Origin of the sequence: Burkholderia sp. AU33423 (assembly GCF_002223135.1) — a bacterium.
GTDB lineage: Bacteria > Pseudomonadota > Gammaproteobacteria > Burkholderiales > Burkholderiaceae > Burkholderia > Burkholderia lata_D.
In genome coordinates, this window is the sequence record NZ_NKFH01000009.1 from 159,489 (window position 1) to 184,825 (window position 25,337).

Here is a 25,337-nt window from a genome sequence, read left to right on the forward strand (position 1 = left end):
ATGGATACGACGCTCGATTCCGGTACGACCGCTGCAACCGCCACGACCACCTCGGCCGGCGACGCACCGCGCAACCTGCTCGGCCGCCCCGCGACGCGCCATCGCGGCACCGACATCGACGGCGCGACGCTCGAACCCGAAGCGCTGCGCGTGCGCGATCTCGACCTGAACGCGCTGATCGGCGCAACGACGTTCGAAGGCGCGCTCGCGCACCTGTGGTTCGACGTCGCACCCGGTAGCGCCGCGCATCGCGCACACGAAGCGGCAATCGGCGCGCGGCTCGCGGCGTTCGCCGATGCCCTGGCCCCCGGCTCCGCCGCGCAATCCGTCGCCGCGGATCTCGGCGCGGCGGGTGTCGCGCCGGTGTTTGCGGCCGCGTCCGGCCTGTTGCGCGGCTTCGACGACGTGACGGCCCGCGTGCACGGCGAAGCGCCGGGCGACGCCGACCTCGACACGATGCTGCTATGCGCGGCCGCCGCGCCGTTCCTGCTGCACGCGGCGATCGAAGGCCGCCCGTTCGCCGCGCGCAACGACTCGATCGGCGCATCGCTCGCCGGCACGTCGAGCCAGGCGCAACGCATGCTCGTGCTGACCGGCGCGACGCGCGCCGATGCGCCGGCGCAAGCCGCGATGGACATGCTGCTCGTCGCGTGGCACGCCGGCTTCGGCTACATCACGCCGACCGTGCTCGCGCCGCGGGTCGCGATCGGCACCGGCGTCACGCTCACGCAGGCGATCGCATCCGGTTTTCTCGCGAGCGGGCCGTCGCACGTCGGCGCGGCGCTCGAAGCGATGCAGTGGCTCGCCGCGCTCGCGCAGTCGGTTCCGGGCGGCACCGGCGCACCGCCTGCCGCGCTCGACGCAACCGGGCGCGCGGCAATCGATGCCACGCTCGATGCGAAACGCACGCTGTACGGCTTCGGCCATCCGCTGTTCGTCGCCGACCCGCGTCCGCCGCACATGCGCGCGCGGTTCGCGGCGCAAGGCTTCGACGGCGCGTACGTGACGCTGTTCGACGCGTGCTGCGCGCAAGCCGACGCGCGCCGCGCCTTGCGCCCGAACATCGATTTCCTGACGGCCGCGACGCTACTCGAACTCGGTGTCGCCGCGCCGTCGTGGGGCGTCGGCGTCGGGCTCGGCGCACGCATCGCGGCGATGGCCGCGCATGCGGTCGAGCGGCGCCGCCGCCCGGCGTTCGGCGTCAACAGCGCGACCGCGCGACGGCTGCTGGCCGCCGTGCCGGTCGGCTGGCTGTGAACCCTCATCCCTCCGCACTCCGCAAAAGGACCGTCATGCTGCTCAAGAACCTGCGCCCGGCGAACGACTATGATCGCTTCGCCACCGAAACGCTCGAACCGTGGGACCTGCTGTTCATCAGCCGGATCCGCCAGCTCGCACGCGGGATGACGCCCGGCGTGATCGCCGACATCGGCACGGCCACCGGCGTCGTGCCGGTACGCCTCGCGACCGACCCGGCGATGCGCGGCTGGCGCTACGTCGGCATCGACCTCGATCCGGCGATGCTCGACGAAGGCCGTCCGCGCATCCATGAACTCGACCTCGACGACACGATCGAGATGCGCGTCGGCGACGCGCTCGCGCTGCCGTTCGACGACGGCACGCTGACGATGGCGGTTGGCCGCGCGACGCTGCACCACCTGCCGAACAAGGCGTTGAGCCTCACCGAGATGTACCGCGTGCTGGAACCGGGCGGCATCGCGCTCGTGCACGACATGCGCCGCGACGCGCCGCAGCACCTGCTCGACCGCTTCACCGAGATGCGCGCCGCCGCCGACTATCCGCCGACCCACGTCGAGGAAAAGATCACGCTCGACGAAGCGCATGCGCTCGTCGCCGAAGCCGGTCTCGCGGCAGTCGCGTCGATCTACAGCCCGAGCGCCGGGCTCGGCGCGCTCGGCTTCGAGATCCTGCTGAAGAAACCGGCGCTGGCCTGAGCGATGACCGACCTCGCCTTCCTCGCCGCGCACGCCGCCGCGCGGCTCGGCGCCGACGACGTGCACTGCGCGCCGCTCGCGCCCGGCGCGACGCTGCCGCTGTGCGTGACGCCGCGCAGCGCCGAACTCGCGACCTCGCCGGAGATGTTCGTCGCGTGGTACCGCTCGCGGCTCGACACGATCGACACGCTGCTCGACGCGTGCGGCGCGCTGCTGTGGCGCGGCTTCGCGGTGCCCGACACCGCCGCGTTCGGCCAGCTCGGTGCACTGTATCCCGCGTACGCGAACGGCTACACGGCCGGCGCCGCGCCGCGCAAGCAGATCGACGGCCAGGTGTACGAGTCGACCCGCATGCCGCCGCCGTTCAAGATCGGGCTGCACCAGGAGATGGCCTACATGCCCGCGTTCCCGCGCCTCGTCGCGTTCTATTGCCGGCAGCCCGCCGACGCGGGCGGCGAGACGCCGATCTGCGACATGCGCCGCGTGACGGCGCGCGTGCCGGCCGCGCTGCGCGAACGGTTCGCCGAACGCGGCGTGATGTACCTGCGCAATTTCGCAGCGCCCGGCGCGCGCGCGGACGGCCTCGCCGCCCATCCGGGCATGCCGTTCGCCGAATACCACCGGCCGTGGGACGACGCATTCGGCACGACCGAGCGCGACGAGGTCGAGCGGCTGTGCGCGGAACGCGGCGTCGGCTGCCGCTGGCTCGACGACGGCAGCGTGACGGTGTCGCACGTCGGCAGCGCGCTGCGCACGCATCCGCGCACCGGCGAAACCGTGTGGTTCAACCAGGCGAGTGCGCAGCACCCGAACCCGCGCTCGATGGGCGAGCTCAGCTACCGCTACCTGCAGCGCATGTACGGCGGGCGCGCCGCGTTCCCGTACGAGATCCGCTATGGCGACGGGTCGCCGATGCCGTTCGACGATCTCGTCGCGATCTACGACGCCTTCGACGACGAGGAGCGCGCATTCCCGTGGCAGGCCGGCGACGTGCTCGTCGTCGACAACATGCTGGTCGCGCACGGCCGCAACCCGTACCGGGGCGCGCGCGACACGCAGGTCATGCTGTTCGACTGACAGGAAGCCGACGATGAGCGAATCGTTCCTCGCCTCCGTGCGCGCGCTGTTCGGCCCGCACACCGCGTTCGACCGGCCGCTGCGCACGGCCACGCAGCCGCTGCCCGATGCGCACGCGCCGGGCGCGGCGCTCGGCGCGCGCGCGATCGACGTCGCGGCCGGCGATTTCCGTTTTTCCGCACGGCATGTGCGATTCCGGCTCGGCGCCGTCACCGCGATCGTCGGGCCGAACGGCTCCGGCAAGACCACGCTGCTCGAAACGCTGCTCGGCTTCCGGCGCGGCGGCACCGACGTGCGCGTGCTCGACGTGCCGGCCGCGCGCTTCATGCGCGATACGCCGTCGCTGCGGCGCATCGGCGCGCAATTGCAGAAGGTCGAGTATCCCGACCATCTCCGCGTGTCAGAGATCGTCGCGCTGCACCGCGCGATGTACGTGCACGCGGACGCCGCGGTCACGGATGCGCTCGGCATCGCCGAACTGCTCGACAAGCCGTGCCGCGCGCTGTCGAAGGGGCAGCGCCAGCGCATCGATCTCTACGTGGCGCTCGCGCACCGGCCCGAACTCGCCGTGCTCGACGAACCGTTCACCGGGCTCGACCGCCGTTACGCGGGCGTCGTGATCGACCTGCTGCGCCACCGCTCGCGCGGCACGAGCGTCGCGATGATCTGCCACGCCGAGGAAGAGCTCGCCGTCGTCGACGATCTCGTGTGGGTCCGCGACGGCGGCGTGCGCTACCAGGGCGACAAGGACGCGCTGCGCGCCGAGCTCGTCGGCGAGGCCCGCGCGGTCCTGCATTGCCGCGACGAAGCCGACGCGCGCGCGCTGCGCAAGTGGCTCGCGGCGCTACCGGGCGTGACCGGCGTGCGCGTATCGGCCGCGCATGTCGTCGAGGTGTTCGGCGATGCGACGCTGCATCCGAACGTGCACCGCATCGTCGGCGAACAGGGCATCCAGCATCTCGCGCTCGCGCCGAGCACGCCGGGCGACCTGCTGCGCCTCTGTACCGAGGGCCCCACCCATGACTAAGGTGTTCCTGATTCTCGTGCGCAACGAGCTGCTCGGCTATCTGCGCAGCCGCTCGTCGCTGTTCTGGACGCTCGTGTTCCCGGTGTTCCTGCTGAGCGTGATGCTGTTCGCGTTCGGCGGATCGGGTTCGCTCGGCACCGCGGACATCGCGTTCGCCGTACCCGGCGGCGCGACCCCGTACAGCCGCGCATGCGAAGCGCAGATCGTCGCGAGCCTCACGCACAGCGACACGGTGAAGGCGACCTTCGACGGCCGCGGCGCGGCAACCGATCGCGTGACCGTCGTGCTCGGCAACGACGAGCGCACGCCGGCGACGATCCGCTACGACTTCAACGGCTCGCTCGCGGTCAAGGCCGCGTCGCGCGTCGTCGAGATCGCGCTCGCGCGCTGCGCCGCGCAGCGGCTCGGGCTGCCCGCCGCGCAGGCCCGCTTCGAGAACGCGGCGCCCGCGCGCCGCCCGTTCGACTATGGCGCGTTCTTCGCGACCGGCATTCTCGTGATGGCATTCATGGCGATCGGCCTCAACTCGACGACGACCGCGATCGCATCGCTGCGCGAACGCAATACGTTCAAGCTGTACGTGTGCTTTCCGGTCTCGCGCGGCGTGTTCCTCGCCGCGCTGATCGTCGCGCGGATGATCATGATGGCGCTGTCGGCGCTCGTGCTGCTGACCGTCGCGCGCGTCGCGTTCGGCATCGCGCTGCCGATCGCCACGCCGGACGGGCTGCGCGCGTTGCCGATCGTGCTGCTCGGCGCGGCGATGGTGCTCAGCATCGGCGTGCTGCTCGCGAGCCGCGCCAAATCGCTGGCCGCCGCCGAACTCGCGTGCAACGTCACCTACTACCCGCTGCTGTTCTTCAGCGACCTGACGATCCCGATGCACGACGCGCCGGCCTGGCTGAAGGCGGTGCTCGCGTTCCTGCCGACCAACCAGTTCGCGGTCGCGCTGCGCGGCGCGCTGGTCGACGGTGCCCCGTATGCGCAGCTCGCGCCGCAACTGCTCGGCATGGCCGCGAGCACGGCGCTGTTCCTGTTCGCCGCCGCGCGGCTGTTCCGCTGGCACGACGCGTGACGCGTCGCCCGATGTTTCGATGTTTCGACGAAGGAGAATCCCCTGATGAAATCGAGCAATCCCATCACCGACTACCTGCTGCACGCGAGCAACTTCCTGCCGGCGATCGTGTTCCTGTTCTACGGCCGGCTCGGCCCCGAACAGCCGGACGTGCGCTGGACGCACGCGTTCCTGATCGGCGGCGTGCTCGCGCTGGTTCACGGTGCGTGGCTGATCCGCCGCGCGGACCGCAACAGCATCGCGATCGGCGTCGACCTGTTCCTCGTGATCGGCGCGGTGCTCGCGCTCGTGTCGCCGACAGGTAGCCGTTTGTGGGGCGAAGAACTCGGGCCGGCCGCGATGCTCGTCTGCGTGCTGGTGGTCGGCATCGTGCATACCGCGTGGTCGGACGGCGGGTTCGTCGACGGCACGTTCGTCGACCACGCGCGCGCACGTTCGCTGTCGATCGTGCTGCTCGCGGTCACCGTCGTCGCGCTCGCGGTGTCGATCACGATGCGCCACAGCCCGCTGTGGGGCGGTGTCGTGCCGCTGATCGCGCTGGTCGTCGTGCGCGGCCGGCTGCGCAAGCAGCTCGTGCGGGCCGGCTGACGATGAGCGCGCTGCCCGACCGCGCCGCGCAGCGGCACGTGCTCGCCGCGACGCTCGGCGATGGCTGGCTCGATGGGGCATCTGCTGACGGGTGTTCATCGTATGTAACGGATGTGACACGCCACGGCGGCATCGCGCTCGGCATCGCTCGGCCCGCGTCGACCGCCGACACGAGCGCACTCGCCCGAATCGCCGTCGCGCACCGCATCGCGCTGGTCGCGCAGGGCGCGCGCACCGGGCTCGTCGGCGCCGCCGTGCCCGATCGCAGCGGCACGCAATGCGTGGTGTCGTTCGACCGGATGCGCGCGGTGCGCGCGTTCGACGCGGCGAATCGCAGCATCACGGTCGAGGCCGGCGTGCGGCTGTCGGACATCAACCGCGTGGCGGCCGAAGCCGGCCTCTGCCTGCCGATCGACCTCGGCAGCGATCCGGCGGCCGGCGGCCTCGTCGGTGCGAACGCGGGCGGCAGCCGCCTGATCAAATACGGCGACGTGCGCCGCAACGTGCTCGGCGTCGAAGTCGTGCTCGCCGACGCGGCGGGCACCGTGATCGACGCGCTCGCGCCGCTGCGCAAGCGCAACGCGGGCTTCGACGTCGCGCAGTGCTTCATCGGAGCGAACGGCGCGAACGGGCTCGTGACGGCCGTGTCGTTCGCACTTGCGTCGCTCGAACGCTCGTCATGCGCCGCGTTCGTCGCGTTCGCGTCGTACGACGCGGCGCTCGCCGGCCTGCTCGCGTTCGAGCGTGCATTCGGCGAGATGCTGTCGGCATTCGAATTCATGTCGGCCGCGGCCGTCGGCTGCGTCGCGGCCGCGTTTCCGGCGTCCCGCATTCCGTTCGAAGCCGACGCTGCCGCGTGCTATGCACTGGTCGAGATCGCGACCGGCATGCCGGGGCTCGATGCGCTGCTCGAGGAACGCACGATCGCGACGCTCGACACGCTGGCGGGCGAGCACGTGGTGCTCGACGCGGCCTGCGCGCCGGCCGAACGGTTCTGGCGAATCCGCGACGCACTGCCGGCCGCGGTGGCACAGGACGGCATCCCGCTGTCGTTCGACGTGTCGTTCCCGCGCGGCGCGCTGGCCGCGTTCGTCGCCGACGCCGAACGATGGATCGCGGCCGCGCATCCGTCGCTGCGCTGCCACACGTTCGGGCATTTCGGCGACGGCGGCTGCCATCTCGTCGTGTCGATCCCGCACGCCTGTGCGGAGCGCTACGGGCCGCTGCAACAGGTGGCGCTGCGCGGCGCGCTGTACGATCGCGTCGTGCGGGCCGGTGGCTGCTTCAGCGCCGAGCATGGCGTCGGGCCGGTCAACGTCGCGTACTACCGCAAGCATGTGCCCGCCGCACAACGGCAGGTCGCCGCCGCCATCCAGCACGCCGTCGACCCGCTGGGTCTGATCGGGCGTGTCCGCTACTGATGCGCCGTTGCGCGGCGCCACGGAGAATTCGCATGATCCTTCGACACCCGCCCGGCCCGGGTACCGTTTCCGAACCGGATGACGAACCGACGTTCGCCGGCATCCCGGCCACGCTGCCCGACTCGGGGGTCGTGGTCAACGTGCGAGGGGTGGCGTACGTGATCACGCTGCCGCCGCGCGATCATGCGCGCCCGGCGCTGTGGCGCGAGCTGGCGGACTGGCGCGACGACCGGTCGGCCGGCAGTAACGGCGAGCCGGATGCGCGGCAGGATTGAGCGTTCGCTGCATGCCCCGACGACGATTCATCGCGACCGTGATTCAGTTTGTCCGGTCGTAGGACACAGTCCACATCAGACTATGATCTCCGAGCTGAGACAGGCTGACGTGTCAACATGTCGGTGCTGCGGCTCATCTGTCAGCCGTACATCACTCATGATGGACAAGGATGCAGGTCAGTCTGAGATGCGTACCGAGCTCTGTCATTAGCCGAAACTTTGCCGCTATGCCGTGAAGGTGAATTTGCATACAACGCTCGTCGGGTTCGAGGGGCTGAAGCACGCGCCACCGACCCAAGATTCTCAGGCGTTTTATAACGAGCTGCTGGCGTGGCTAGCAGCAACATCAGAATAACGTTATCAATCAAACCGGCCTCTGCTTCTTAGCCAAGCGTTGTCACGAACCGCTAGGAAGAACTGCTTAGTGTTATTTTTCAGATCAATGTGCGTTTCCGGAGTGTCTACCTGCAGCAGACAATAACAGACGCCGATATTTATAAGCCACGCTTGATATTCCTGTAGACTTCATGCGAGCAGCTGGTCCACGGTCAAAACTGGGATAGTCGATATGGCAAAAATCATCACCTTGTTCAACCATAAGGGTGGCGTAAGTAAAACCACGACAACGTTCAATTTGGGATGGATGCTTGCGTCGCTCGGCAAGCGTGTTTTGCTTGCTGACTTCGATCCCCAGTGTAACCTGACAGGTATGGTACTGGGATTCAAGGGGATAGAAGACCTCGAGGAAACCTATCAGGCAGATCCGCCAAACAACGTCAAAGACGGCCTTTCACCCGCATTTGAATCCAAGCCGCGCCAAATCGTCGGCGCAGAGTGCGTGCAAGTGCCCGGTAATGAGGGTCTGTTTCTTCTTCCTGGTCATATTGGGCTCGCAGAGTACGAAACAACTCTTGGTGTTGCACAAGAGCTCAGTGGCTCACTTTTAGCGCTGCGAAACCTGCCTGGTTCGTTGCGGTTTCTGTTAGATGCCACCGCTGAAAAGTACAAAACCGACTACGTGCTCGTCGATTTGAGCCCAAGTCTCGGACCGATGAATCAGAACCTCCTGATGGTTTGCGACTACTTTATCGTGCCGTTACACCCCGACTATTTCTCTTCAATGGCCCTGAGCTCGCTGTCAAAGTCGTTGCCACGTTGGGCTGCGTGGGCACGCACCGCCTACGGTATTGCTGCTCTACGGGACGCTGACTACCCGTTTCCTCAACCAAAAGCCAAATTTATTGGCGCCGTGGTTCAAAAGTATCGCCCACGAAATGGACAACCTAGCGCTGCTTTTCAACGTTGGGTCGATCAACTTGCACGTGGCCTTCGAGAAGAACTTATCCCGAGTTTAGAAGCGGCTGGGTTACTCGATGTGGCCGAATTTAAACTGAAAGTGGGGTTAGAGCCATCTGAACCTTTGCTCAACGTCGCTGACTTTAACAGTTTGATCGCACAGTCTCAAGAGCATCTGGTCCCGGTATACGCTCTAACAGCCGCAATGCTTCAACAGGCAGGTGCTGTGTGGGATAGCACAAAAGAAAGCATGGAAAAATTCGAGACTGCATTCCGAGACTGCGCCAATAAGGTAATTGAGCTAACTGCATGACGCCTCTCGATCACTTCAACTCAATATGGGACCGATGTGAACAGTTGGCGGCGATGCATGCATATCTCGCTCGGCAGCTCACGGTTGCATTGCGGCCCGATGAGCTCTTGCGTGCGGAGTGGGTCACTCGCGTCAGCGCACTCGACCTCTACGTGCACGAACTAGTTACTCAAAAAATGTTGGAGACATTCGAGGAAAATCGAATTCCTTCGAATGGCTATTTGCGTTTTCAAGTCGCAAACGACACGTTGATGAGAATAAAAACAGCCCCCACGCCGTACGACGCGCGTCAAGCGTTTGACTTGGAATTGCGTACGCGACTCGGCTACTCCACATTTCAAGATCCAGACAAAATTGCAGATGGAATACGTCTTTGTTCAGATGTAGAACTTTGGAACGAAATCGCATTAAAACAGGGGGCAGCACAAGCAACTAAATTTGCTGTTGCGAAAGGGATAAAGCGCGAATTGTCGCTGATTGTAGAGCGGCGAAACAAGATAGCTCACGAGGGAGACCTGCAACCGTTTTCACCACGCGTTCCTTGGTCCATTGATCGCCCCGACGTCCAGCGGGTAGCGGATTGTATAAAAGGAATCGTACACGCAATTGATGAGATTATTAAGTGACCAAGGAAACACGAATCGCTCCCTGCGAGCGATAAACGAAATTCCAGATAATTTAAATGAAAATTCTAGAATCAATTGAAAATCTACATCTACTGCTCTCGCATCGTGACTTTTACGGTACCGAACGCGACATAGACGATATAATTAATTTCCCTATCTCGAAAGATCTACTTTGCCTACTCTCAATATTAGCTTTCGACAACAACGAAGAGAAGCGATTCAGGAACTGGGCTGCGTCCAGTCTAGTCACATCTGATCGTCGGCCTTCAGATGAAAAAGATAACGCTTACTCGCGCACAGTATTCGGCCGCCTCCAAATTTTCGAATGCTAGAAGCAGCTACTGTCGCGAGCAGACACACTCGAAATCGGCGAGCAAAACCGTATAGAACTGGCCTACACACTGCACGAGTTATTCGCACATATTAACGACCTTGAGGTCGACGAAGATCTGCATCAGTATTGGGTAAAAGGATGGATCCATTACGCACGCGACGATTATCTTTTTAAACTATACCGCTCACAGAATATCTTCCTCGACGGGCCACACGTCGCACCCTACGTTCAGACGTTCGAACTGCAACACGGTTTCGAGCTCGAGATTTACCTCGGAGTGATCTTCGCAATCGTCACGCGGTATCACGAGAAACGACGGCGGACACACTTCGACCCACGTGACCTCGAAGGCTGGTGCATCGATCTGAATGAGATGCATCGGGATATGGGAATTGACTTTGAGTTACTGAAGGCGATCATGAACTCGATCGCCTTCACGCTTGACGAAGGCATTGCCTTCGCTAAAAGCACCATCAGCGATGGCACTAACTTTGAACTTTTCCGGAACCAGCCCTTTCTTAAACTGTCCGAAACCTGCTTCCTACCGATAGAAGGAAAACTCGTCGAAGAATTACTTTTCGACAATCTCTTGCATCGACTGCACTCTGCGTCGAATCGAAATATCAAATTCCACGCAAAGCTCGGTTACGACTTCGAGCAGTATACACAATGCCTAATCGAGGAGTTCTGCGCATCGAGAACCGGGATCGCATACGAGTACATACCGGAATTCACTTATGGGAAAGCAAACGCCCTGTCGCCCGACGCCATGATCCGCTGCGAGCAGAACCAGACTTTACTAGCCTTCGAGGTGAAGTCAGCCCGATACCTCGACAGCATTCTCACGAGCAACAATGCACCGGAAGCAATCACGGATAGCTTCACCAAACTCAGATACAAGCCTTGGGAACAGGTACAGGAAGCAATAGGACGAATTGTCGACGAACACCGCCACCCCAAATTAACCGCAGAACTCAAGTATCTGTTTGTCGCGGTTACAATGAATGAAATTCCACATTCACTGGAGAATTATCGAATCCTGGCAAACGGGCACGACGTAAGCCATCTTTTTCATTCACTCGGAATCCATACACTTGAATTACTATTGATCGCAGCGAGCCCCTCCACAAAATACACGCTTTACGACATCCTTCGCAATGCATTTGCCTCACGAGCTCGAATCTCAACTCGCACCACTATCGTACGATTTTTAAAAACAAACAATCTCCCCAGCCCATTTTTCACAAAAATCAGAGATAAAACAATTCAAAGATATGCAGCCTCTCTTGACCGCTACCGCGGTAAATTATGGGATCCAGAGAAAACTAAAATAGATTAAATTACACTAACAATTCATACTTAATTCAGAAGTTAATTTTATTAACTCAACAGGCCTCTAGCCTTTGCACCATGAGCACCTCGATAACACGAAGCGTGACCACTTCCCGGGGAAATACCACCACCCGTCCATCACCTGCATGTATATCGCACCAATCAAAGTAAAAGTCTGAATGAGATTACAACACGCAATCCATTCGACCTTACCTTTATCAACAGCCATCTCATCGTGTTCATGGATTGATCGCAGCAAAGTAAAGGCCACCGCAAAAGCGACCGCGGCGCCGGACAACCTCGGTCGTCCGGCGCCGCGTCGGGCGAAGCACGCGATTCGAAAATCAGAACACCGCGTGCCCGCTGATCAGGCTCGGCAGCCAGGTCGAGAAGAACGGCAGGTACGTGACGATGTTGATCGCACTGAAAATCGCGAGGTAGTACGGCCACGCCATCTTCGTGGTCTCGCCGATCGACACATTGCCGATCGCGCAGCCGACGAACTGCACCGAGCCGATCGGCGGATGCACGAGGCCGAGCGAACAGTTCAGCAGCAGCATGATCCCGAACTGCACCGGCCCGACGCCGCACGCCATCGCGATCGGCAGGAACAGCGGTGTCGTGATCAGGATGTGCGCGGCCATGTCGACGAACGTGCCGAGAAACACCTGGATGATGTTGATGTACAGCAGCATCAGCCACGGCGCGGCGGTCGACTGCTTCAGCAGCCCTTCGATCGCATCCGGAATCTCCAGGTACGACATCTGGAAGCGCAGCATGTTGGACACCGCGATCAGCAGCAGCACGACGCCCGTCGTGCGCGCCGCATGCGACAGCGCGCGGCGCAGCTTCTCGGCCGTCAGCGTCCGGTAGACCACCGCGGTCAGCACGAGCGAGTACACGACGGCGATCGCGGCCGCTTCGGTCGCGGTCGCGATCCCCTTCGCGACGCACACGAGGATGATCGCGATCACCATCAGGCCCGGCACCGCGCCGACGAAGCTGCGCAGCACCGCATACCAGCCGGGGAACGCGGGCAGCGCGGACGACCCGTCTTCACGGCGCGGATAGCCGTGACGCACGGCCTGCCAGTACGCGGCGGCCAGCACGAAGCCCATCACCCACAACACCGGCAGCAGCCCCGAGAACAGCAGGTCGCCGATCGACACGCCGCTCACCGGCTGGCCGTGCAGCATTCCGGTGATGCCCTGCGCGGCGAACGCGTAGATGATCATGTTGGTCGACGTCGGCATCAGCGCGCCGGCGAGCGACGCATGCGTCGTCACGTTGACCGCGTACGCGGCGCTGTAGCCTTCGCGCTTCATCAGCGGAATCACCACGCCGCCCATTGCAGACGTATCGGCGGTCGGCGAGCCCGACACGCCGCCGAACAGCGTACAGGCGACGACGTTCGCCATCCCGAGGCCGCCGCGGAAGTGGCCGACGGTCGCCTGCGCGAAGCGCAGGATCCGGTCCGCGATGCCGCCATGCAGCATCAGTTCGCCGGAGAAGATGAAGAACGGCACCGCGAGGAACGAGAACGCATTCATTCCCGAGATCATCGCCTGCATCGCGGTCGCGATCGGCAAGCCTTCGACCATATAGGTCAGCACGCAGGCGATGCCGAGCGCGAACGACACGGGCACGCCCAGCACGAGGAAAATCAGAAAACTGACGGACAGGATCGCGAGTTCCATGGCGTTATTGTCCCGGCGTAGAACGACGAAGCGCGAGCAGGTGCTCGAGCGAGAAGAGGATGATGGCGATCGCCGCGGGCATCGCGATCAGGTAGCGCACGCCTTCGGGCAGCCCGATGATCGGGATGCGGTCGCCCATCGTCTCGGCGGCCATGCTGCCGCAGCCGACCATGATCATGATCGCGAACGCGATCAGGCTCAGGTGCTGGATCGCGATGACGACCGTGCGCGCCTTCGGCGACAGCCGGCGCACCAGCGAATCGAGGCCGATATGGCCGCCGTCGCGCACCTTCATCGCCGCACCGAACATCGCGATCACGATCACGAGCAGCAGCGCGATCGGCTCCACGAAATCCGGCGCGTTCTCGAACACGTAGCGCATCACGACCGCGTAGAACACCAGCACCGTCAGCACCGCGAGGCACGCGGACGCGATCACGGCCAGCACGCGGAACAGCACGTCGTTCACGCAGCGCAGCAGCGGCGCGGCGTGCGGCCGCGCCGGCGCGTCGTCCGGGGCGGCGGCCGCCCCGCCCGCGGCCGACGCGCCGTTCAGGGAAGTGCGACGCGTCACTTGGTGGCCTCGATCTCGTCGACGATCTGCTTCATCTGCGGTGTCTTTTCGTACTTGGTCCACAGCGGCTGCATCGCCTTCACGAACGCCGCGCGGTCGATCTGCGCGGCCGGCAGGATCTTCGCGCCGCCCTTCGTCACCAGCTGCTGCGCGGACGCCTCGCGCGCGGTCCACAGCTTCTGGTAGTACGGCACCGAATCGGCCGCCGCCTTCCTGATCGCCGCCTGCTCCTGCGGCGACAGCGTGTCCCAGACCTTCTTCGAGAACACCAGCACTTCCGGCGTCATCGCATGCTGCGTCTCCGAGTAGTCGGGCGCCACTTCGTAGTGCTTGGTTTCCTCGTACGACGGCAGGTTGTTTTCGGCCGCGTCGACGAGGCCCGTCTTCAGGCCCGTGTACACCTCGGCGAACGGCATCGGCGTCGGCGTGCCGCCCATCGCCTTGATCTCGTCGACCATCAGATCGGACGGTTGCACGCGCACCTTCAGCCCCTTCATGTCCGCCGGCGAGCGTACCGGGCGCTTCGCATAGATCGAGCGCGCGCCGCTCTCGTAGAACGTCAGCGCGATCATCCCCTTCGCGGTGAACGCGTCGAGGATCTTCTGGCCGGCCGGGCCGTACATCGCCTTGCGGAAATGATCGACGTCGCGGAACAGGAACGGGAACGACGGGATCAGCGATTCCGGCACGATCTCGTTGAACGACGCGCCGTTCACGCGCGCCATGTCGATCGCGCCGATCCGCACCTGGTCGACCGTGTCCTTCTCCGAGCCGAGCGCGCTGTTGCCGAACACCTTGATCGAATCCTTGCCGCCCGTCTGCTTCGACAGCTCGTCGCCCATGAACTTCACGGCCATGTTGGTCGGGAAGTTGTCGCCGTGCACGTCCGCCGAGCGGAACACGCGCGCCTGGGCGGACATCGCGAAGCCGGCCATCAGCGCGACGGCCAGGGCGATACGGGAGCGGTTGAGTCGGTGCTTCATCGTCAGTCTCCTTGATGGTTGTGCTCGTTGTTGCGCGGCGATCCGCCGGCTGCGTATGCTTCGGCGCCGTGTTCGCTGACCGCCGAGTCATACGTCGTATGACGTGTTGACGCGAATGTACGTCGGTTAATCGTTTAACTCACTTGGTGCATACCCGTAGAGCGGCTGTTATGGCGGGCTTTGAGGACATTTCAGGGAATCGTTTTCTCTGTTTAGACGAATTTGCGCGAAACGTTTTCTGGAGATGGGTTTGCATTCATGCCGGATGGATGGCCGATCGCTTTTACCGTTGCCGGCAATCTCACTTTCGCTTTGTTTTCAATAGTTGTAGGATGACTGATCACGATGTCGGCATCCTGGCGCAATGTCATGAATACGGGCCGGCCGCGGAAGGAACGACGGGGAATCCGGGCAGGGACAGGCGCCTACGCCTGCCCCGCCGCAGGGCGCCAGAGTATTTTCGACTGGCGCCACGGTTTTGCGACTCGGTGTGACTAAGTTACTGCGACTGCCCTACGCATTGTCGACAACACCCCGTGATGTCGCCGCCCGGATTCATCACTAATAGGTCGCATGTTCGCGTAGAGCGCGCGGCTGACACCATGCTTTTCCGACTTTCGACCAAGTCGATGTAACCGACTTGGTCGAAACTCCAGCGGCGGCTCCCGGCCAGTAAGCGTCATTCGCCCCCACCGTCGCACGGACGTTCAAACATCGGCTTCACCCGTGGGAACGGCCATTCGATTCGCGAGGATGAACGTTGCCTCGTCTGCTATCAGGGGCCATCGGCGCAAACAACGACTATCGCCCGAAACGATCGCTGAAGAACAAGTCGGTGCTTGAGTCATCTTGCACCGTAGAAATGCCGGTACTGCCACGCGGCCCGCCTGATTAACTCGTCGTCCGGCCATGGGCCGGTTCCAAATCTGCCGACCGATAGAGGCGTTAGATCGATCGGAGGGGCACCGTCAACGATCCACGCGGCGAGCATCTCCCCCAGTGCCGGGGCGATGGAGAGTCCAGCAACATTGCAGCCGCTCGCGAAGTAAAACCCCTGAATGGCGGGCGCGGGGCCGACGATGTGCTGGCCATCTGCCGTCATCGTTGGCAGCCCGCCACGATGCTCCCGTATCTCTGCCTTCAAAAGGATCGGAAGCTGGGCCTCGACGTCCCGTGCGTAGTGCCAGAGAATCTCGGCGTCGAGCGACAGATCCTTGATGTCAAAGTTGGCGTCGAAGCCATTCATGTCGAAGAATCTCGGATTTTCCTCGTAGACTCCCCAGAGAAATCCTCCATCACAAGGTCTCATATACACCGCAGCATCCATAATTCGGACCATCGGCAATTCGGCTCGGGCATCGGGCACGGGTTCGGTGACGAACAATTGCTGCGCTGTCGTAACAAGAGGCACTCGAATTCCGCTGGCTTCAGCCACTTGTCGCGTCCAGGCGCCGGCTGCATCGACAACGACCGGGGCTTGTATGCGACCGTATGCGGTGTCGACCCCGGCCACTGCGCCGTCCTCAATCAGGACGCGCGTCACCGCCGTGTTGGGCAGTAACACGGCTCCGTTTGCCTGCGCTGCACGAGCGAAGCCGACGGCCAGTTGCGCGGGATTGAAATACATGTCATCGCCGATGCGCATCGCCGCAGCCACTCCCGTTGTTTGAAGAAACGGATTGAGCCGGTGAGCCTCGTCGATGGAGAGTGCCTCCACGTCCAGGCCGTGGCGCTGGCCGCGCAGGATGTCTTCCTGAATGACCTCGGCATCCACCGGTCGCCGTGCTACCTTGACGCTGCCCGAGTGCACCCAATCCAGGGGCTGGCCGGTATCCTCAGAGAATTGTCGGATCCTGTCAGCCGCCAGCTTGATCAGGTCGATCATTAAGTCACTCTTGCGCATGCAACTCACCATGCCAGCAGCTCGCGGTGAGGTCTGTGAGCCGATTTCGAGGCGCTCGACCAGCGCGACCCGGAGAGCGCCTCTCTTTGCTACGTGGAAGGCCGTCGCCGCTCCTAGCCCGCCTGAGCCAATGACGATCACATCTGCCGATTCGATCATTGATGCATCTCCTGTCTATCACGCGGGCCGAACTACCAAGCGGAAGGGGCCTTGACACATGATAGACCTCGGAACTGAGGCGAAGGCGGCCGTGAACTGACGGACGGCTGTTGGAAGGCGACAGCTGGCATCGGCCGCGAAGGTGGAAACGACCACAACGTGTCAGCACGCCATCGCGATCTCATCGGAAATCGACGAAGCGTTCCAACTATTGCGTGTCGAGCCCGTGGGGCTTGCCGGAATGAATGGCCGGTGTGCACGCGAAAGCCGCCGTTTTGCGTGTGAGGGATCGAATGACGGCAGAGGGTCGACTGCTGTCGACTCGTACTGGGGAAGTGGCAATTCATGCACAATGTCGAATCGTCGCCCTTTTGGCGGGAGTCGGCGTTCAAACAGCGTGCGGTTCCGCAGACCATTGACCGTTCGTTCACACTTTCGCACGAACGGACTGCTTCACCTGAGCTGCGACCCAGCGATAGTGCTACCACTTTTGCTGCACGCTCCTCACGTGTTTGGGAACCGCGTACAAGCCCTTCAACTCATGCGAACGTTCTTGTTATGCCAGAAGATTTCGAAGTTCACGGCCCGCACGATCATGCAGTAGAGCACCCTGCGGCGCATGAAGAAGACCACGGAGCGGCGCGCATCGCCGTGATGACTGCTGTCCTCGCCTGCGTCGGCGCGATTTCCGCATACCAGAGCGGTGCGGAAGAGAATTTCGCGTTGCTGCACAAGAACGAGGCCGCGATCCAGAAAACCGAGGCGGCTAACCTGTGGGCCTATTACCAAGCAAAGGGCGAGAAGCAGAATCTGGCCGAGCTCGGTGCGGCGTTGAGCCAGGAAGCATCGCCGCAAAGAAAGCGTTTCGAAGCAGACGCGGCGCGGTATCGCGAAGAGAAGGAGCCGATCCGCAAGCGCGCCGAAGCGCTCGAGCAAGAAGTCGTGAAGAGCAATGCTGCAAGCGAGGAGCGGCTACACCGGCATCATCGTTGGGCGCAGGCCACTACCATCATCCAGATCTCGATCGCGCTTGCTGCGATCACGATTCTCACGCGGCGGAAATGGATGCAACACCTGTCGATGGGTGCTGCCGCGATCGGCGTCGTACTGACAGGGCTAGCGCTCGTCGGTGTGTAGTGGGCCGACGAGCGGGCGCTTGTCGGCCAAGAGCGGTCGTCGAGACCACGGAGGTCGCGGGGGAGCGGAAAGACCTATCCTGCGCAACTTCCATGGGCTAAACCTGATACGTCATGAACGCAAATCTAGGTATTGTTCTTCATAAAAGCGAACGGGAATCGACGCTGCGACAATTGCCTCCTGAGACAAGAACCTGGGGCGATGAGGTCGTGGAGGTTGACGCACCCAATCGCTATGCATTTGCGGGCCTTGATGGCGTCGAATTCCATATTTATCCGGTCACCGACTTCATTAGGAGCCGGTTGCCAGCAAGTGAAAGGTCTGCAACGCTGGAGTATGCCTGGATGACCGGCGCTGCCTTGAGCAGTTACGCATCTTGGAGCAAGACACGCCACGACGAAGCGGCATTCATCCCGCTCGAACTCGGTTTCGTCACGTTGCTACGTCAACTTTGTTTTTGGGCCGTATTGTTTGCCCCCGAAGGGGAAAGGGTTGGCGAGGTTGCCGCCCTTAGCGCTGAAGATACGGTGCGCCTTCTGAGGTGTGGTGTGCAGAGCATAGCTGAATGCCCAGGGTTTCTGGCGCTGAGCGAATAGCCTGTCAGGCGTTGCCGAATGGACGTCCGCTTCGGGTCAGCTGCAGTCAACCGCGTACAACGAAATGCCACTACGTTAGCGCCGCAGTAAATCGATCGCACAAACTCCGACACACCACCCCAGCATCGGTGGCGCGATTGGCCGTCAGTCACTTTTTTCTGCGCGCGCAGTTGCCGATACCTGTATAAGGCTGAACTAGACCAAACAGACAGCGTCAGATCGTCTGATTCAGTTCGTGGCGGATTCGACCGCTCGATGGCCGGCCGCTCGAGTCAACGGGAGGAACGTTACTCAGTCGAAGTGGCAACGGTAACGTTTTGCCCTGTCTTCATCAGTCAACATCTTGATTTTATCGGCAACTCTCCTGCGAGTAACTTCGCTTTACCACCAACCAACGTCCCCGACGTTCGCTGGGCTTTCCGTGCGCCAGTTATCGGATCTCCTTCCTCCACGACACCAAGCTGGATTGCCCCGACGGGGAAACGTGACGAGTTAAGCGGTGTTCCAGTTCCGCCTCGGAAACGATCTTGGATTGGGCTTTTCTTTCTCATGTGCGCGAGTATGATTGGAACCGTGGGGTATTCGCTTAATCGGCGAGCGCGTCGCAGCCCGATCAAAGCTGCCTCGCACCTTCCGGGCGCCCACACACGCCGGCCGCGTCACGGCAGGAGACCAGTTTCACGCACGAGAAATAGAAACGGTGAGTGGTTGAATTCCAAAAGTCAATATGACTAGTTCGGGGGTCGTCCATGGCAAACGTCAACGTTCTATTGAGTATTGTTCTTCTCTCCTTCAATCTCCCCATCGTAGCGTTCTTGGTAGGTGTTCCCTTCACCAAGTCGTTGTCTCAAGCGTTGAAGGAGAAATCACCTACCGGAGAATCTACGGGGGTCACCAGCTATAGCCGAGTTACTGGGGCGCTTGGCGCCGTGATTCTTACCGCACTATTTTGGGCGGTCGGCAATGTCCTCCTCACTCGCTCCATCTCGGAAAGTGATATCGATAAGCTCGCACAGTTGCCGGATGCATTCAACCATTTCTTTCTGATCGGCTCCGCGCTTTTCTTACCGTATGCCTTTAATCAACTTAAAACCCTGTTCCAGTGGTCCGCAAATGCGGGTATCGCACAAGCTGACCGCCCACCCAAGAGCGCCGTGCCAGTCAGTTATGGGGCGAACGAAGTCACCCACATCACCGTCGTCAACCTTTCGACGTCCATCAACGACGCCGACTTCCAACGGGTTCTGAAAGCCGTCGGTGACCAAGTCGCGCAGCATTTCGCGCCAGAGTGGCAGCACGCGGCCACGCTGTCTCCATCCCGGCTTGCCCCCAAAGGTGCGAATGCCGTTATCGATGACGCGACAGACGCCGTCATCTACGTAGGCGACCAATCCGATGACACCGAGACCGGTCTAGGCTATGCGAAGGGCTATCACGACCAAAATCAAAACGGGAAGCCGTTTGGATTCGTCTTCCTGGACATTTGCAAGCTCTACAACGAGCCTTGGTCGGTTACCCTGTCTCATGAAGTGCTCGAGCTCTTAGCCGATCCGACGGCTACCTTCAGTCTGCAGGATCCGCGCCCGAGTGCCACGGGCGGACTGCAATACGCTCTGGAAGTCTGTGACCCGACGCAGGGAGACTACTACAGTATTGCGGGCGTACCGGTCAGTAATTTCGTGGGTCGCGCGTTTTTTTGCCTGCCAGGCGGAACAGGGGCGATAAACCACCTTCAGTTGCCACAAGTACCATTTGTGCCACGTCTCAATGGCTATCTGCAGTACCAGGATGCCACAGGAGCACCACAACAGATTTGGGGGAGTGGGGTGACCGATCTACAAAAGCAGGCCAAGGAAGCCTACGGTCCTAACCGACGAAATGCTCGACGCGCATCGCGAATGGCACCACGCTAAGCAATCCAGACTAATGTGCTCATCGCAAATTAATAGGGGGAGGATTCATGAGGACTTTAGCCACATTGATGGCGATCGCCATCACGGCTTCCGGTTGTGGGCCAAGTATCAAGGTCACGCGTTTGGCCCCGAATACCGTGCCAACTGGCGTACCGTGGAACCTCGCCATGACGCAGTACACCGTGACGATTGTGCGTCAGGTCAAAAATTGCCAAGGTGCGCTGAATGGCACCGTTTCGGTGTCGGCAGTGCCCGCCAAACGGTTAGATGAAGACCAACAATATACTCTTTTCTCGAGCGGCGTCTGGGCCACATCCGACATCACCTCCACATTGACGGGTGACGGGACCAGCACCGGCTTGAACGCCCATTCTGAGGACCAGACGGCTGCTGCAATAGGTTCTGCTGTGAGCTTCTTGTCGGCCATTAGCCTGCCGACCAGATTAGAGAGAGGAGCAAGTTTCACGTGTTCAGACGATATCGAGAAAGCGCAAGCCAACTTGAAAGGAGACGGAAAAACGACACTGAAACAACGCGTCGACCAGGAAACGCAGGACGTGGCCCGCCTGACTGCGAAGGTGACCCAACTCACAACGCTCTTTCAATCCAGCCAGGGCAAGCACGCCGATCGAACTGCATTAACCGCAGCGATGACCAAGCTGGCGAAGGCCCAAGACATATTGAACACTGATCAGGCGCGGCTCAATGCCAGCCTGAAGGCGATCACCGATACGCAGATCGTCGTGTGGCCACTATCCGCCAAAGAGAGTTTAAGTACCGCTCCGTTTGAACTCGATCAAAGCGTCGCCCAATCCTGGGTGAAGTGGTCCGGGCTCCCCAAAGATCCGGAGGGTAAGGAACTGCCTCCACCACCCCTGAACGCGAATGGGTTTAAAGTCTGGCTCGCCTTATATCGTGCCGATGGATCGGGCGGATGGCAGATTCCGGAGACGCCACCGATGGTTGGCAACACCGACGTTGGCGTGCCAGTGCGCGTGCCGCGGCTTGGTCGGTTGCTCGCGTGTTCGGGAAAACCATGCGAGAGCAAGCTCACTAGGAACTGGGGCGCCGATGAAACACACTCGCAGTTGATCGCCCCAGACGGTCCCGTGCTTCAGTTCGGCCAACTTTATAGCGTGCCTGTGACGGGCGGAATCTTCAAGTCGGAGGGCGCCGTGATTGCGCTTGACGCCAATGGTGTCCCGACATCCATTCAGGTCACAGAGAAGGCTGCGGCAGCGGCGGTCGCGGCCGGCGTGGCGCAGTCGGCCGCCGCCACCATTAGCGACATCCCCGCGAAGATCGCCGCGGCGAAGCTGGCCAAAACGCAGGTGGCCATCAGCCAGGCGAAAGCCGACAATGACCTCGCCGCGGCGAAAGCATCGGCCTCCACCGCGGGTGAAACCGCCGCGGCCAATGCCCAACTGGCCTATGTCAACGCGACCAATTCGCTCGCGACCGCCAATGCCAATGCACAAGCAGCCGGCGAACTTGGCGCCCTAGCCGCACAAACGGCGCTGGCCCAGCAGCAACTCGCGCTCCGGCAACAGCAGGCCGCGCTGGCGAGCGCGAAAGCCAATGCCGCGATCGCCCCCGCCGTCGATGCGCTCAATGCAAACACGACTCTCGTGAATGCGAAGGCGACCAATATCAATGCGCAGGTTGCGCTGACCAAGGCGGAGCAGGCCGTAAAGCAACCGTGATAACCCTGTGGATCGACTGCGCCTGCGCGCTCAAAAGCAAGGCGAGCCTTCCGGCGCAGTCGGCAAACCTGACAGCCTGCTTGCCACGGCCTTGGTGGAGTGGACCGTTGGCCGGGTTTGTTCCGCACAACCCAGCGCGCACTGGTTGGGGCTGCACCGAGCGTGATGCGACGCGCACAGCCTCGCAAGTCCTGCATTGTGCCGACCGCGCCGCGTGGATCGGGCGGTCACCTGAATTTCTCCATTTCTGCACCCTCGACATGCCATCCATCATCGATCGGCTTCGCTAGCGCCCCCACCCCAGCCCTTGCACCGGGGCATCGTGGTTCAGCCCGCAACTTTTCGCCACGACACAGCGAAAAATTCCAGCTTGTCTTCGATCCCGACGAGCGGCTGATCACGCGTGCCGATGACTTCGGCGCCTTTTCGCGTGACGACGAACTGGGCTGCCTCACCGCTTTTGCGTTGGGATCTACGCGCGGTGGGCTACCTGGTGGACGCAGCCTGGAGCGGGCGCTCGGTTGACTTTGAAAACGGCCGTTGAAGTCGCTCCAGCTTGACCGACCGCTTCGGGTCGATCACGGCCCTTGATAAAGTGACGGCGAAGCAATCTCAGACCTCATCTGACGCTGACTGATAGATCAGGTCTTGACTTACGCAGATGCTCTGGCCCCCTACACCCACGCCAGCCCCGCCCCCTCACGTCTGCATAACCAGCGACGTCAATTGCGCCGCCCGCCCCACCGCCGTCTTCGCGTAGATCGACTTGATCTGCGTGCGGATCGTGCCGATCGACACGCCGCGCAACTCAGCGCATTCCTGCGGCGACAGCCCGTCGCGACACAGCAGCACGGCAAGATCGGCCTCGGCCGACGACAGCCCGTAGAACACGCGCAGCCGCTGCGCGCGAGCCGATGGCGAACGCAGATCGGCGGCCGTCATCAGCGTCGCGACGCCCGGCCGCTCGCGCACCAGGCGCGACTGCTCGGGCACCGGCATCAGCGCCAGCGGCAACGGTTCGCCCGTTGTGCGCCGTAACAACAGCCCGCCGCGCGCGTACGCGTGCCGCCATTGCGCATCGTCGACACAGCCTTCCGGCGCGAATCGCCCGTTCACGACCCGCAGCGCCGGTTCCGCCGCGATCAGTTGATCGGCCGCGCGATTCGTGTAGCGCAGCTCACGCTGCGCGCCGAGCAGGAAGACCGGCACCGGAATCGCATCGAGCGTCGATTCGGCGGCGGCCACGCGCGCCTCGAGCTCGCCGATCCGCGCCTGGATCTGCAGCGCACGGCTGATGTGCATCCCCATGTTTTCGATCGCGTGGCGCTGATCGTCGGACAGCCCCTGCGATTCGGGGCCGCCCTGGACGCTGAGGAATGCGCCCGAGCCCTCGCTGCGATGGATGTACAGGCCCGAGATGCTGCCGAGCCCGAACGGGTGAAGGAATTCCTGATAGAACACGCTGTGTGCGCGCTGGTGCGCGGACAGGTGCTTGACGTCCTCGAACCAGCGGCCCGCCGCCCAGTCGGCGGCGACCGGCACGACCGGGTCGTACAGATAGAACTCGGTGTTGTAGGTGTGATAACACGCGGCGACCCATGACGCGTCGTCACCCGCCGCCTGCTCGATCGCCGGCACCCGCGCCGCGTCGTCGAAAGACAGCAGCGTGGCCATGCGCACGCCGACCCACGATCGCAGCCCGTCCAGCACCGTTTCCCATCGTTGATCGCCCAGCGCCGCAGCGTAGACGTCATCGATCCATGCGGATGGAATCAACCCGTTCTTTTGCATCTGGCCACCCCGCGCCGTGCGTTATTGTCGAACGTCTTCTGCGCATCTTAGTCAATCGGCGCCCACGTTTAAATCACTCGTTCGCGTTTGATCGAAATACCACGTTTGTTACCGTTTATCGTCAGACGTAATGACCGTTATTCCGGCACGCACGGTGCCGCCGGCTTTTCATCCGGATCACGGTATGCCATGATGCAGCGCATGACGATTCGAAACACCACGCTCTCGCTGCACCATCACCACGGACGCCCTCTGTTGCGCCGTGGCTCGTTTCGCATCTAGCAATTGCATCGGGTGAATGCCCGATCAAGTCGACAACCAAGGCGCCTCCGGCGCCTTTTTTGTTTTTTGCCGCCTTGAAAGCGGACTACGCCGATCCATCGAACCCGTACGGAGTGTTTTCAATGCAACAGCCCTGGAAAGACGTCGCCTTGTCGGATTTACCGCTCCGCGAGGACCTCAAGTTGCAGCACGCGTACGGGGCGCCGCAGCTCGATGTGCCGGTCTGCCTGAACGTCAACGAGAACCCCTATCCGCCGTCGCCCGCGCTCGTCGAGCGCATCGCGACCGCGGTGGCCGACGCCGCGCGCGCGGCGAACCGCTATCCCGACCGCGACTTCGCCGAGCTGCGGGCGCATCTGGCGGCGTATCTGACGCACGACACCGGCGTGACGGTCGACGCATCGAGCGTGTGGGCGGCCAACGGCTCGAACGAAGTGATCCAGCAGATCCTGCAGGCATTCGGCGGCCCGGGGCGAACGGCGCTGGCCTTTACGCCCGCGTATCCCATGTATGACGAATACTGCCGCACGACTTTCACGCGCCTGCAAACGTTGCCGCGCACCCGTGATTTCGCGCTGGATCCGGAGCAAGCGCTCGACAGCATTCGCGAGCACCAGCCGAGCGTCGTACTGCTGACGTCGCCGAACAACCCGACCGGCACCGCGCTGCCGGTCGACGATATCCGCGCGATACTCGACGTCGCGCCGGGCATGGTCGTCGTCGACGAAGCCTATGCGGAGTTCCGGCGTCACGGCGTCCCCAGCGCGGTGACGCTGCTGCCGGACCATCCTCGGCTCATCGTCACCCGCACGCTGAGCAAGGCGTTCAAGTTCGCGGGAGGCCGCGTCGGGTATTGCGCGTGCGCGCCTGCGGTCGTCGAAGCGCTGAAGCGGGTTCGATTGCCCTACCACCTGTCCGCCTTCACCCAGGCGGCGGCCTGCGCGGCGCTGGTCGCGCGTGATGAGATGCTGTCGCAGGTCGACGCGATCAAAGCCGAGCGCGATTCGACCGTCGACTGGCTGCGTGGCCTGGGGCTCACGGTGGCCGATTCCGATGCCAACTTCGTGATGTTCGGCGAGTTTGCGGATCGGCACCGGATCTGGAGCGGCCTCCTGCGTCACGGGGTCCTGATTCGGGAGTCGGGCCCGTCGCCGTATCTTCGCGTGTCGATCGGCACCGGCGCGGAGATGGCCGCGTTCCGTGCGGCCCTGCTTGTCGTGATGGCGCTCGAATAAACGACCGGCCATCCGGTCGACGACGTGATGGCGCGGATGTCCGCGCCG

Annotated in this window: 22 protein-coding genes; 16 read left to right on the plus strand and 6 right to left on the minus strand. The window is 62.5% G+C overall.

Annotation, left to right across the window (positions count from 1 at the left end):
* The 11 genes from CFB50_RS33955 to CFB50_RS39235 all read left to right on the plus strand — a co-directional run bounded on the left by CFB50_RS33955 (position 1) and on the right by CFB50_RS39235 (position 11,323).
* On the plus strand, positions 1-1,257 hold the full coding sequence (locus CFB50_RS33955; RefSeq protein WP_089448830.1) for a citrate/2-methylcitrate synthase: 1,257 nt from the start codon (positions 1-3) through the stop codon (positions 1,255-1,257).
* Between the two features lie 35 nt (positions 1,258-1,292).
* Entirely contained in the window at positions 1,293-1,955 is a 663-nt protein-coding gene (locus tag CFB50_RS33960) for a class I SAM-dependent methyltransferase (RefSeq protein WP_069249723.1), read from the plus strand.
* 3 nt (positions 1,956-1,958) lie between these two features.
* Positions 1,959-3,032, plus strand: coding sequence for a TauD/TfdA family dioxygenase (locus CFB50_RS33965; protein WP_089448831.1), 1,074 nt, complete (start codon positions 1,959-1,961; stop codon positions 3,030-3,032).
* Between the two features lie 13 nt (positions 3,033-3,045).
* Positions 3,046-4,059, plus strand: a complete 1,014-nt coding sequence (locus tag CFB50_RS33970; protein ID WP_089448832.1) for an ATP-binding cassette domain-containing protein — start codon at positions 3,046-3,048, stop codon at positions 4,057-4,059.
* The gene (locus tag CFB50_RS33975) at positions 4,052-5,131 is read left to right on the plus strand and encodes an ABC transporter permease (protein ID WP_089448833.1); all 1,080 of its coding nucleotides are present in this window, start codon (positions 4,052-4,054) and stop codon (positions 5,129-5,131) included. Before CFB50_RS33970 ends, CFB50_RS33975 begins: the two co-directional genes overlap by 8 nt.
* Positions 5,132-5,176: 45 nt before the next feature.
* A complete protein-coding gene (locus CFB50_RS33980; protein ID WP_089448834.1) occupies positions 5,177-5,719 on the plus strand; it encodes a permease in 543 nt (180 codons plus the stop codon).
* 2 nt (positions 5,720-5,721) lie between these two features.
* Positions 5,722-7,140, plus strand: a complete 1,419-nt coding sequence (locus CFB50_RS33985) for an FAD-binding oxidoreductase (protein WP_089448835.1) — start codon at positions 5,722-5,724, stop codon at positions 7,138-7,140.
* Positions 7,141-7,172: 32 nt separating this feature from the next.
* Positions 7,173-7,415, plus strand: coding sequence for a hypothetical protein (locus CFB50_RS33990; RefSeq protein ID WP_089448836.1), 243 nt, complete (start codon positions 7,173-7,175; stop codon positions 7,413-7,415).
* Positions 7,416-7,983: 568 nt separating this feature from the next.
* Complete coding sequence (locus tag CFB50_RS33995) at positions 7,984-9,024, plus strand: ParA family protein (RefSeq protein WP_089448837.1); 1,041 nt, start codon at positions 7,984-7,986, stop codon at positions 9,022-9,024.
* Positions 9,021-9,650, plus strand: coding sequence for a HEPN domain-containing protein (locus tag CFB50_RS39230; RefSeq protein ID WP_144020735.1), 630 nt, complete (start codon positions 9,021-9,023; stop codon positions 9,648-9,650). Before CFB50_RS33995 ends, CFB50_RS39230 begins: the two co-directional genes overlap by 4 nt.
* 611 nt (positions 9,651-10,261) lie before the next feature.
* Positions 10,262-11,323 carry a hypothetical protein gene (locus tag CFB50_RS39235; RefSeq protein WP_144020736.1) on the plus strand — a complete coding sequence of 354 codons (1,062 nt, stop codon included), beginning with the start codon at positions 10,262-10,264 and terminating at the stop codon, positions 11,321-11,323.
* A 337-nt stretch (positions 11,324-11,660) separates the two neighbouring features.
* Here the strand turns inward: CFB50_RS39235 and CFB50_RS34005 are convergent, their stop codons facing one another.
* The 5 genes from CFB50_RS34005 to CFB50_RS34020 form a co-directional block, all read right to left on the minus strand.
* Positions 11,661-13,013 carry a TRAP transporter large permease gene (locus CFB50_RS34005; RefSeq protein WP_059241306.1) on the minus strand — a complete coding sequence of 451 codons (1,353 nt, stop codon included), beginning with the start codon at positions 13,011-13,013 and terminating at the stop codon, positions 11,661-11,663.
* Between the two features lie 4 nt (positions 13,014-13,017).
* Positions 13,018-13,587 carry a TRAP transporter small permease gene (locus CFB50_RS34010; protein WP_089448839.1) on the minus strand — a complete coding sequence of 190 codons (570 nt, stop codon included), beginning with the start codon at positions 13,585-13,587 and terminating at the stop codon, positions 13,018-13,020.
* Positions 13,584-14,570: a TRAP transporter substrate-binding protein gene (locus CFB50_RS34015; RefSeq protein WP_069249730.1), complete on the minus strand. Its 987-nt coding sequence runs from the start codon at positions 14,568-14,570 to the stop codon at positions 13,584-13,586. The genes CFB50_RS34010 and CFB50_RS34015 overlap by 4 nt, the downstream gene beginning before the upstream one ends.
* Positions 14,571-14,782: 212 nt before the next feature.
* Entirely contained in the window at positions 14,783-14,941 is a 159-nt protein-coding gene (locus CFB50_RS39730; protein ID WP_179254269.1) for a hypothetical protein, read from the minus strand.
* Between the two features lie 473 nt (positions 14,942-15,414).
* Complete coding sequence (locus CFB50_RS34020) at positions 15,415-16,632, minus strand: NAD(P)/FAD-dependent oxidoreductase (RefSeq protein ID WP_089448840.1); 1,218 nt, start codon at positions 16,630-16,632, stop codon at positions 15,415-15,417.
* Positions 16,633-17,190: 558 nt separating this feature from the next.
* Between CFB50_RS34020 and CFB50_RS34025 the strand changes: the two genes are divergently transcribed.
* The 4 genes from CFB50_RS34025 (at position 17,191) to CFB50_RS34040 (ending at position 21,981) form a co-directional block, all read left to right on the plus strand.
* On the plus strand, positions 17,191-17,769 hold the full coding sequence (locus CFB50_RS34025; protein ID WP_089448841.1) for a DUF4337 domain-containing protein: 579 nt from the start codon (positions 17,191-17,193) through the stop codon (positions 17,767-17,769).
* A gap of 113 nt (positions 17,770-17,882) precedes the next feature.
* Positions 17,883-18,365: a hypothetical protein gene (locus CFB50_RS34030; protein WP_089448842.1), complete on the plus strand. Its 483-nt coding sequence runs from the start codon at positions 17,883-17,885 to the stop codon at positions 18,363-18,365.
* Between the two features lie 749 nt (positions 18,366-19,114).
* The gene (locus CFB50_RS39240; protein WP_144020737.1) at positions 19,115-20,278 is read left to right on the plus strand and encodes a hypothetical protein; all 1,164 of its coding nucleotides are present in this window, start codon (positions 19,115-19,117) and stop codon (positions 20,276-20,278) included.
* 167 nt (positions 20,279-20,445) lie between these two features.
* Positions 20,446-21,981: a hypothetical protein gene (locus CFB50_RS34040; RefSeq protein ID WP_089448844.1), complete on the plus strand. Its 1,536-nt coding sequence runs from the start codon at positions 20,446-20,448 to the stop codon at positions 21,979-21,981.
* A gap of 699 nt (positions 21,982-22,680) precedes the next feature.
* On the opposite strand, the gene CFB50_RS34045 is transcribed toward CFB50_RS34040, so the two are convergent.
* Complete coding sequence (locus tag CFB50_RS34045; protein WP_089448845.1) at positions 22,681-23,772, minus strand: helix-turn-helix transcriptional regulator; 1,092 nt, start codon at positions 23,770-23,772, stop codon at positions 22,681-22,683.
* Between the two features lie 341 nt (positions 23,773-24,113).
* Between CFB50_RS34045 and CFB50_RS34050 the strand changes: the two genes are divergently transcribed.
* Positions 24,114-25,289: a histidinol-phosphate transaminase gene (locus CFB50_RS34050; RefSeq protein WP_256979396.1), complete on the plus strand. Its 1,176-nt coding sequence runs from the start codon at positions 24,114-24,116 to the stop codon at positions 25,287-25,289.
* Positions 25,290-25,337: the final 48 nt, after the last annotated feature.

Excerpts from the sequence above, each read along its gene's own strand:
- CFB50_RS33985 (WP_089448835.1), top strand. The coding sequence starts at position 5,722 with ATGAGCGCGCTGCCCGACCGCGCCGCGCAGCGGCACGTGCTCGCCGCG.
- CFB50_RS39230 (WP_144020735.1), top strand. The coding sequence starts at position 9,021 with ATGACGCCTCTCGATCACTTCAACTCAATATGGGACCGATGTGAACAG.
- CFB50_RS39730 (WP_179254269.1), bottom strand. The coding sequence starts at position 14,941 with ATGACATTGCGCCAGGATGCCGACATCGTGATCAGTCATCCTACAACT.
- CFB50_RS34040 (WP_089448844.1), top strand. The coding sequence starts at position 20,446 with ATGACGCAGTACACCGTGACGATTGTGCGTCAGGTCAAAAATTGCCAA.
- CFB50_RS33970 (WP_089448832.1), top strand. The coding sequence starts at position 3,046 with ATGAGCGAATCGTTCCTCGCCTCCGTGCGCGCGCTGTTCGGCCCGCAC.
- CFB50_RS34030 (WP_089448842.1), top strand. The coding sequence starts at position 17,883 with ATGAACGCAAATCTAGGTATTGTTCTTCATAAAAGCGAACGGGAATCG.
- CFB50_RS34005 (WP_059241306.1), bottom strand. The coding sequence starts at position 13,013 with ATGGAACTCGCGATCCTGTCCGTCAGTTTTCTGATTTTCCTCGTGCTG.
- CFB50_RS39240 (WP_144020737.1), top strand. The coding sequence starts at position 19,115 with ATGGCAAACGTCAACGTTCTATTGAGTATTGTTCTTCTCTCCTTCAAT.
- CFB50_RS33995 (WP_089448837.1), top strand. The coding sequence starts at position 7,984 with ATGGCAAAAATCATCACCTTGTTCAACCATAAGGGTGGCGTAAGTAAA.
- CFB50_RS34045 (WP_089448845.1), bottom strand. The coding sequence starts at position 23,772 with ATGCAAAAGAACGGGTTGATTCCATCCGCATGGATCGATGACGTCTAC.
- CFB50_RS33955 (WP_089448830.1), top strand. The coding sequence starts at position 1 with ATGGATACGACGCTCGATTCCGGTACGACCGCTGCAACCGCCACGACC.
- CFB50_RS33965 (WP_089448831.1), top strand. The coding sequence starts at position 1,959 with ATGACCGACCTCGCCTTCCTCGCCGCGCACGCCGCCGCGCGGCTCGGC.
- CFB50_RS33960 (WP_069249723.1), top strand. The coding sequence starts at position 1,293 with ATGCTGCTCAAGAACCTGCGCCCGGCGAACGACTATGATCGCTTCGCC.
- CFB50_RS34015 (WP_069249730.1), bottom strand. The coding sequence starts at position 14,570 with ATGAAGCACCGACTCAACCGCTCCCGTATCGCCCTGGCCGTCGCGCTG.
- CFB50_RS33990 (WP_089448836.1), top strand. The coding sequence starts at position 7,173 with ATGATCCTTCGACACCCGCCCGGCCCGGGTACCGTTTCCGAACCGGAT.
- CFB50_RS33980 (WP_089448834.1), top strand. The coding sequence starts at position 5,177 with ATGAAATCGAGCAATCCCATCACCGACTACCTGCTGCACGCGAGCAAC.
- CFB50_RS33975 (WP_089448833.1), top strand. The coding sequence starts at position 4,052 with ATGACTAAGGTGTTCCTGATTCTCGTGCGCAACGAGCTGCTCGGCTAT.
- CFB50_RS34020 (WP_089448840.1), bottom strand. The coding sequence starts at position 16,632 with ATGATCGAATCGGCAGATGTGATCGTCATTGGCTCAGGCGGGCTAGGA.
- CFB50_RS34025 (WP_089448841.1), top strand. The coding sequence starts at position 17,191 with ATGCCAGAAGATTTCGAAGTTCACGGCCCGCACGATCATGCAGTAGAG.